Annotated in this window: 6 protein-coding genes; all 6 read left to right on the top strand. The window is 67.9% G+C overall.

Going from position 1 to position 7,678, the window contains the following annotated elements; genetic code table 11:
• The first annotated feature begins 239 nt into the window (after positions 1–239).
• Complete coding sequence (secA, locus tag D7X74_RS36720) at positions 240–3,071, top strand: preprotein translocase subunit SecA (protein WP_120537641.1); 2,832 nt, start codon at positions 240–242, stop codon at positions 3,069–3,071.
• Positions 3,072–3,413: 342 nt separating this feature from the next.
• Complete coding sequence (gene rpsB, locus D7X74_RS36725; protein WP_120537646.1) at positions 3,414–4,394, top strand: 30S ribosomal protein S2; 981 nt, start codon at positions 3,414–3,416, stop codon at positions 4,392–4,394.
• Between the two features lie 172 nt (positions 4,395–4,566).
• On the top strand, positions 4,567–5,220 hold the full coding sequence (gene tsf / locus D7X74_RS36730) for a translation elongation factor Ts (RefSeq protein ID WP_120537642.1): 654 nt from the start codon (positions 4,567–4,569) through the stop codon (positions 5,218–5,220).
• 210 nt (positions 5,221–5,430) lie between these two features.
• A complete protein-coding gene (gene pyrH, locus D7X74_RS36735; RefSeq protein ID WP_120537643.1) occupies positions 5,431–6,177 on the top strand; it encodes a UMP kinase in 747 nt (248 codons plus the stop codon).
• A 42-nt stretch (positions 6,178–6,219) separates the two neighbouring features.
• The gene (gene frr / locus D7X74_RS36740) at positions 6,220–6,774 is read left to right on the top strand and encodes a ribosome recycling factor (protein WP_120537644.1); all 555 of its coding nucleotides are present in this window, start codon (positions 6,220–6,222) and stop codon (positions 6,772–6,774) included.
• Positions 6,774–7,678, top strand: a 905-nt coding sequence (locus D7X74_RS36745) for a response regulator (protein WP_120537645.1), incomplete at its 3' end; no start/stop codon positions are given. The genes frr and D7X74_RS36745, both read left to right, overlap by 1 nt.

The raw sequence follows: 7,678 nt of genomic DNA on the forward strand, positions 1-7,678 counted from the left end.
GCGGGGGCCCGGGGAGGAGCGGCCGTGAGAAGTCTTCGCGGCGCGGGGACGTTGAATCTGCTTAGGGGACATTGCGTGGACTCGGTTCCGCTTTACTCTGGGCCACCGCGCGCCGGGCGGCCAGCCGAGAGGAAGTTTCGGGGGGCGCGCGTGGTTTTGGTCTGGTTCTCCCTTACATCTCCTGGGAATTCCCTTCACTCGCCGCCTTCCTTCGAGGATTCTCCGGCGAGAGAGCCAACATGATTGAATGGACGCTAAAGAAGCTCATCGGGACGAAGAATGAGCGCGAGCTCAAGAAGGCCCGACTGAAGATTGCTCGCATCAACGAGCTGGAACCCCGCATGAAGGCCCTCAAGGACGAGGACTTCGCGCGCGAGACCGCCCGGATGAAGCAGGAGATCCAGAACGGCCGTCCCCTGGACGAGCTGCTCTTCGAGGCCTTCGCGCTCACCCGGGAGGCGTCGAGCCGGGTCATCGGCCAGCGCCACTATGACGTCCAGCTGGTGGGCGGCATCTTCCTGCACGAGGGCTGCATCGCGGAGATGCGCACCGGTGAAGGCAAGACGCTCACCGCGACGCTGCCCTCCTACCTCAACGCGCTGTCCGGCCGGGGCGTCCACGTCGTCACCGTGAACGACTACCTGGCCCGCCGCGACGCCGAGTGGATGGGCCGCGTCTACAAGTTCCTGGGCATGACGACGGGCTGCGTGCTCCACGAGCTGTCCGACAAGCAGCGCCAGGAGTCGTACCGCTCGGACATCACCTACGGGCAGAACAACGAGTTCGGCTTCGACTACCTGCGCGACAACATGAAGTTCCGGCTGCAGGACTACGTCCAGCGGGAGCTCAACTACGCCATCGTCGACGAAGTGGACTCCATCCTCATCGACGAGGCCCGCACGCCGCTCATCATCTCCGGGCCCACCGAGGACAGCACCGACAAGTACTACCGGGTGGATCAGGTCATCCCGGGCCTCGTGCCGGACCAGGACTACACCCTGGATGAGAAGCACCGCGCGGTGGCCCTCACCGACGACGGCATCGACAAGCTCCAGAAGCGCCTGAGCGTCGGCAACCTCTACGACCCGGGTGAGATCGAAACCCTGCACCACGTCGAGCAGGCCCTGCGCGCGCACACGCTCTACAAGCGCGACAAGGACTACGTGGTGAAGGACGGCGAGGTGCAGATCGTCGACGAGTTCACCGGCCGCCTCATGCCGGGCCGTCGCTGGTCGGACGGTCTCCACCAGGCCATCGAGGCCAAGGAGGGCGTGAAGATTGAAAACGAGAACCAGACGCTCGCCACGGTCTCGTTCCAGAACTACTTCCGCATGTACTCCAAGCTGTCCGGCATGACGGGCACCGCGGACACGGAAGCCGAAGAGTTCGCGAAGATCTACAACCTGGACGTGCGCGTCATCCCGACCAACCGGCCGGCGGTGCGTCGCGACGAGCAGGACGTGGTCTACAAGACGGAGCGCGAGAAGTTCGAGGCTGTCGCCGCGCAGATTGAAGAGCTGCACAAGGCCGGGCAGCCGGTGCTCGTGGGCACGGTGTCCATCGCCAAGAGCGAAGTGGTCGCCAACTTCCTCAAGAAGCGCGGCGTGCCCCACAACGTCCTCAACGCCAAGGCCCACCAGCGCGAAGCCGACATCGTCGCGCAGGCCGGACGCAAGGGCGCCGTCACCATCTCCACCAACATGGCCGGCCGAGGCACGGACATCCTCCTGGGCGGCAACGCCGAGGTGATGACCAAGAGCGCCATGGGCGCGCCGCCGGAGGCCCCCGAGTCGCCGGACGGCCAGCCGGTGGACCTGACGGCCTACCAGGCCGCGCTGGCGGACTGGGAAGCGCGCTTCGCCCAGACCAAGGCGAAGAATGAGGAGCTGACGAAGCAGGAGCGCGCGGACGTCATGGCCGCGGGCGGCCTGTTCATCATCGGCACCGAGCGCCACGAGTCCCGCCGCGTCGACAACCAGCTGCGTGGCCGCGCCGGCCGCCAGGGTGACCCGGGCGCCAGCCGCTTCTTCCTGTCGCTGGAAGACGACCTGATGCGCATCTTCGGGTCCGAGCGCATCCAGACGCTGATGGAGCGCCTGGGCATGGAAGAGGGCGAGGTCATCGAGCACATCTGGCTGTCGCGGGCCATCGAGGGCGCGCAGAAGCGGGTGGAAGGCCACAACTTCGACCAGCGCAAGAACCTGCTCGAGTACGACGACGTGATGAACCAGCAGCGGCGCACCATCTACAAGCTGCGCCGTCAGGTGCTCGCTTCCGGTGCCGGCATCCCGCTGGTGGAGTACGAAGAGGACCTGAAGACCCGCGTGAAGACGCGCTCCGAGCGCGTCATCACCTGGCCGGACTTCCGGGAGATGGTGCTGGACGCGGTGGAGGACGTCGTCGTGTCCCTGACGGACACCTACGCCCCCACGCGCAGCTCCGACACCTGGGACATCGCCTCGCTGTCCGCGGCGGTGAAGGAGTCCTTCAACCTGGAGATGAGCTTCGAGGGCACGGGCAACCGCGACGAACTCCAGGATCAGATCTACGCGGCGGCGGAGAAGGTCTTCACCGCCCGCGAGCAGGAGTTCAGCGAAGACTTCATGCGCTTCCTGCAGTACCGGTACCTGGCCACCATCGACCAGCTGTGGAAGGACCACCTGCTGGCCATGGACCACCTGCGCCAGGGCATCGGCCTGCGCGGCTACGGCCAGAAGGACCCGAAGCAGGAGTACAAGAAGGAGGGCTACCAGGGCTTCATCCAGATGCTCTCCGCCATCAAGACGCAGTTCGTCAGCCAGATGATGCGCGTCCAGGCCCGCTCCGCCTCCAGCGCGGCGGAGGAGACCGCCCGCATCCAGCGGCAGCTCGCCCAGCAGCAGCAGAAGGCCGTGGAAGGCCGCGCGGACGCGGAAGGGAAGATCGAGGAGGCCACCGCCACGCCCGTCGCCCAGCGCGCGGCCGCTGCCGCCTCCTCGGATGCCCCCCGTGTGGGCCGCAACGACCCCTGCCCCTGCGGCAGCGGCCGCAAGTACAAGAAGTGCCACGGCGCCAACGAGGCCAACGCCTAGTTCCCGCCTGAAGCCCTGACGTGCCTTCCGGCGCGGTCGCCCTCCCCAGCCAGGGGAGCGGGGGCCGCGCCGGTCGTCTGCCTGGCCGGCCGCAGGGGAGGGGGCCGGTCTGGAGGGGGCGAGCCCGGACGGGCCGTGCGCCGAAGCTTGCGCCCCTCTCGAGCGTTCTGCTAAGGACGCCGCGCCCCGTTATGTAGGGGCAGGGCCGTACGCCCGAAGGCAGTCGCAGCACCCACTACTCACACGCGCGTGCCGGTCTCCGGTGCCCCTCCAGGTGGAAGGGCCAGGGCCGGGAACTCCAGAACGCGCGTGGCGGAACACAACCGGAAGGTACAAAGCACCATGGAAACCCAGCAGGATACGCAGACGCAGGCCCAGGCGATGGCCGCCGCGAGCGGCATCACGATGCGCCAGCTGCTCGAGGCCGGCGTCCACTTCGGCCACCAGACCAAGCGCTGGAACCCGAAGATGAAGCCCTACATCTTCGGTGCCCGCAACGGCATCTACATCATCGACCTGCAGAAGACCGTGACGATGGCCCGGTCGGCCTTCCGCTTCGTCGCGGACATCACGGCCCGTGGCGGGTCGGTGCTCTTCGTGGGCACCAAGAAGCAGGCGCAGGACGTCATCCGCGAGGAGGCCGCGCGCGCCGGTCAGTTCTTCGTCACCAGCCGCTGGCTGGGTGGCACGCTGACCAACTTCAAGACCATCAAGCAGGGCATCGACCGGCTCAAGACGCTGGAGAAGATGGCCGAGGACGGCACCTTCGAGCGCCTGCCCAAGAAGGAAGTCGCCCAGCTCGACCGTGAGCGCGAGAAGCTGGAGAAGAACCTGGGCGGCGTGAAGGACATGGCGAAGCTGCCCCGCTGCGTCTTCATCATCGACCCGAAGAAGGAGCACATCGCCATCCACGAGGCCACCCGCCTGGGCATCCCGGTGATTGGTCTGGTGGACACGAACTGCGATCCGGACGGCATCGACTTCGTCATCCCGGGCAACGACGACGCCATCCGCTCCATCAAGCTCTTCACGTCGAAGATCGCGGACGCGTGCCTCGAGGGTGCGGCGCGCTACCGTGCGTCCGGCGCCGCCGAGCGCGACGAGCAGGAGGAGCGTGAGGGCCGTGACGACCGCCGCGACCGCGATGATCGCCGGGGTCCCCGCCGCAACGACCGCCGCGACCGCGATGACCGCCGGGGTGGTGGTGGTGACCGTGGCGGCGAGCGCCGTGGCCCCCTCGTGGAGATGAAGGGCGCTGCCGCCCCCGTCGCCGCCGAGCAGCCCGCCGCCGCCGAGGGTGGCGAGACGCCGTCGGCCGAGTAGTCGCCGCCCGTCTTCGCTTCCCCGCAGCTTCCGGAGTCGGCCGGGCGGCACCTTCCAAGGCCCGCTGTCCGGCCGTCTCCGTTTTTTCGTTCCAGCGGTACCCCCTGAACTCATGGCTTCCGCCCGCGGCGCACACCGCCGTGCTCGGAGCAGAAGATAGAGAGAGACGCACATGGCTGAGATCAGCGCCCAGATGGTGAAGGACCTCCGCGAGCGGACCGGCGCGGGCATGATGGACTGCAAGAAGGCCCTGTCCGAGACGGCCGGCGACTTCGTGAAGGCCGAGGAGTGGCTGCGCAAGAAGGGCATCTCGCGCGCCGCCGGCAAGGAAGGCCGCGTCGCCGCCGAAGGCATCGTCTCCAGCTACATCCACGGTGGCCGCATCGGCGTCATCGTCGAGGTCAACTGCGAGACGGACTTCGTCGCCCGCAACACCGATTTCCAGGATCTGGCGAAGGACGTGGCCATGCAGGTCGCCGCGGCCAGCCCCAAGTACGTGCGCCGCGAGGAAGTCCCGCAGGACGCGATGGACAAGGAGAAGGAGATCCAGCGCGAGCTGCTGAAGCAGCAGGGCAAGCCCGAGGCGATGCTGGAGAAGATCCTCGTGGGCAAGATGGAGAAGTACTACGAGGGCGTCTGCCTGGTGGATCAGCTCTGGGTGAAGGACGACAAGAAGAAGGTCGGTGAGATGATCACCGAGCGCGCCGCGAAGATTGGCGAGAAGGTCTCCGTGCGCCGCTTCGTCCGCTTCGAAGTGGGCGAGGGCATCGAGAAGAAGAAGGAAGACCTCGCCGCCGAGGTCGCCAAGACGCTGGGCCAGGCGTAAGCCCCCCTTCGTCCTGCCGCATCGCCGCATCGCCGCATCCAGGGCCGCGTGCTCGTGGGTTTCCCTCAGGGGAAGCTCCCGGGGGCGCGGCCCTTGGTATTCCCGGCCCCCACCTCTTGGGCGTCCGGACGCCCGGCATCGGACGGTGCGGCCCCGGACACGACTTCCGTCGTTGATCGGGCGCGGGGCGGGGGATAGAAGCGGTCGCGTATGTCCGAATCCACCTCTCCCTACAAGCGCATCCTCCTCAAACTTTCGGGCGAAGCCCTGATGGGCGAGGGGAAGTACGGCATCCACCCCCCCACCCTCACGCGCATCGCTGAAGAAATCGCCGAGCTGTCCCAGGCGGGCATCGAGCTGGCCGTCGTCATTGGCGGGGGCAACATCTTTCGCGGTGTGGCCGGAGCGACGGAGGGCATGGACCGCGCGAGCGCGGACTACATGGGCATGCTCGCCACCTGCATCAACTCCATGGCGATGCAGGACGCGCTGGAGAAGCAGGGCCTGAAGACGCGCGTGCAGTCCGCCATCAAGATGGAGCAGATCGCGGAGCCCTACATCCGCCGGCGCGCGGTGCGCCACCTGGAGAAGGGCCGCGTCGTCATCTTCGCCGCGGGCACGGGCAACCCGTACTTCACCACCGACACGGCCGCGTCGCTGCGCGCGATGGAAATCAACGCGCAGGTCATCCTCAAGGCCACCAAGGTGGACGGCGTCTACAACGCCGACCCGAAGAAGGACCCCACGGCGCGGCGCTACCGGACGCTCACGTACATGGACGTCCTCAAGCAGAACCTCAACGTGATGGACTCCACGGCCATCTCGCTGTGCATGGACAACAAGCTGCCCATCATCGTGTTCGACCTGGGCACGCGCGGGAACATCCACCGCGCCGTCATGGGCCAGCAGGGTGAGTTTGGCACCGTCGTCGGCGCCACCGAGACGGTCTGGGCCTGAAACCCCGAGCAGGGCTGACACAAGCTTCTGGAGGAGACTGCAATGGCTGACACCGTCGCGGAACTGAAGCCTCGTATCGACAAGACGCTGGAAGACCTCAAGCGGGAGCTGGCCAAGGTGCGCACGGGCCGTGCGAGCACCGCCATCCTCGACGGCATCCGGGTGGACCAGTACGGCACGCCGACGCCGCTGGCCGGCGTGGCCAGCATCAACGCGCCCGAGCCCCGGCTCATCACCATCAAGCCGTGGGACAAGGGCGTCCTGAAGGACATCGAGAAGGCCCTGCGCGAGGCGAACCTGGGCATCAACCCGATGAACGACGGGGAGATGATCCGCCTGCCCTTTCCGCCGCTCACGGAGGAGCGCCGCAAGGAGATCGTCAAGCAGGTGAAGACCAAGGCGGAGGACCACAAGGTGGCCATCCGCAATCACCGCCGCGACATCCTGGAAGCCCTCAAGACGCAGCAGAAGGACAAGAAGATCACCGAGGACGACCTCAAGCGCTTCACCAAGGACGTGGAGGACAAGACGGCCGCGGGCATCAAGCAGGTCGACACCATCTTCGCGGAGAAGGAAAAAGAGGTCCTGAAGGTCTGATGGCCACCGTCCTCCTGGCCGAGCCGTCCGCTCCTGTCGCCAGCGCCCTGCGCCGGTTCCTGGAGGGCGCCGGCCACGAGGTGGCCTGGGTGGGCAGCGCCGTGGACGCGCGCCGCCTGCTGGAGGACCGTCCGCCGGGAGTGCTCGTGGCGTCCGCGAGCCTCCCCGTGGACGGGGAAGCGCTGTGCCAGGAGCTGCGCCAGAAGGGCTCCCGGCTCCCCGTCCTGCTGGTGTACCCGCCGGACGAGGAGCACGCGGACACCCGCGCTGCCCAGGCCGGTGCGGAAGGCTGCCTGGTGGGGCCCCTCAAGCGCGGCACCGTCGTGACGTGCGTGGGGCTGGTGCTGCGCCTGGCGGAAGCGTGGGCGCGGCCCGTGCTTCCAGACCCCTCCGTCTTCACCCCGCCGGCCGTGAACCACCCGCCCCAGCACTGGGGCCTCCCGGAGCGGCGGGCCTCCCGGACGGACCTGCCCGCGGTGAGTGCCTCCCCGGACTTCGACTTCCTCAAGCGCCTGCTGCTGATGGAGGTGAAGCGCAGCCGGCGCTACCGCTACCCCATCTCCCTGCTGCTGGTGGAGCTGGACCGCTTCACCGAGCACACCCTGAGCCTCACGCCCCAGGCGCGCACCACGCTGCTCGCGGAGGCCCTGGGGCTCTTGACGGCGGGGGTGCGCGACATCGACGTGGTGGTGCCCTTCGCGGACAGCCGCTTCGTCGTGTTCCTGCCCCACACGCCGCGCTCCGGGGCCCGGGTGGTGGCGGAGCGGCTGCGGGAGCGGATGCCCTCCTTGAAGGCCCTGCCGGGCGCCACGGCGTCCGTGGGCGTGGCGGTGTCCGAACCCGTGCCAGGGGCCAAGGCGCTCACGCAGGGCGCGGGCCTCAGCTTCGGGGGACTGCTGAAGGA

This window comes from Corallococcus sp. CA047B, from assembly GCF_003612065.1.
In the GTDB taxonomy this organism is placed as follows: Bacteria; Myxococcota; Myxococcia; order Myxococcales; family Myxococcaceae; genus Corallococcus; species Corallococcus praedator.

Coding starts and splice junctions, on each gene's coding strand:
- secA (WP_120537641.1), top strand. CDS start 240: ATGATTGAATGGACGCTAAAGAAGCTCATCGGGACGAAGAATGAGCGC.
- rpsB (WP_120537646.1), top strand. CDS start 3,414: ATGGAAACCCAGCAGGATACGCAGACGCAGGCCCAGGCGATGGCCGCC.
- tsf (WP_120537642.1), top strand. CDS start 4,567: ATGGCTGAGATCAGCGCCCAGATGGTGAAGGACCTCCGCGAGCGGACC.
- pyrH (WP_120537643.1), top strand. CDS start 5,431: ATGTCCGAATCCACCTCTCCCTACAAGCGCATCCTCCTCAAACTTTCG.
- frr (WP_120537644.1), top strand. CDS start 6,220: ATGGCTGACACCGTCGCGGAACTGAAGCCTCGTATCGACAAGACGCTG.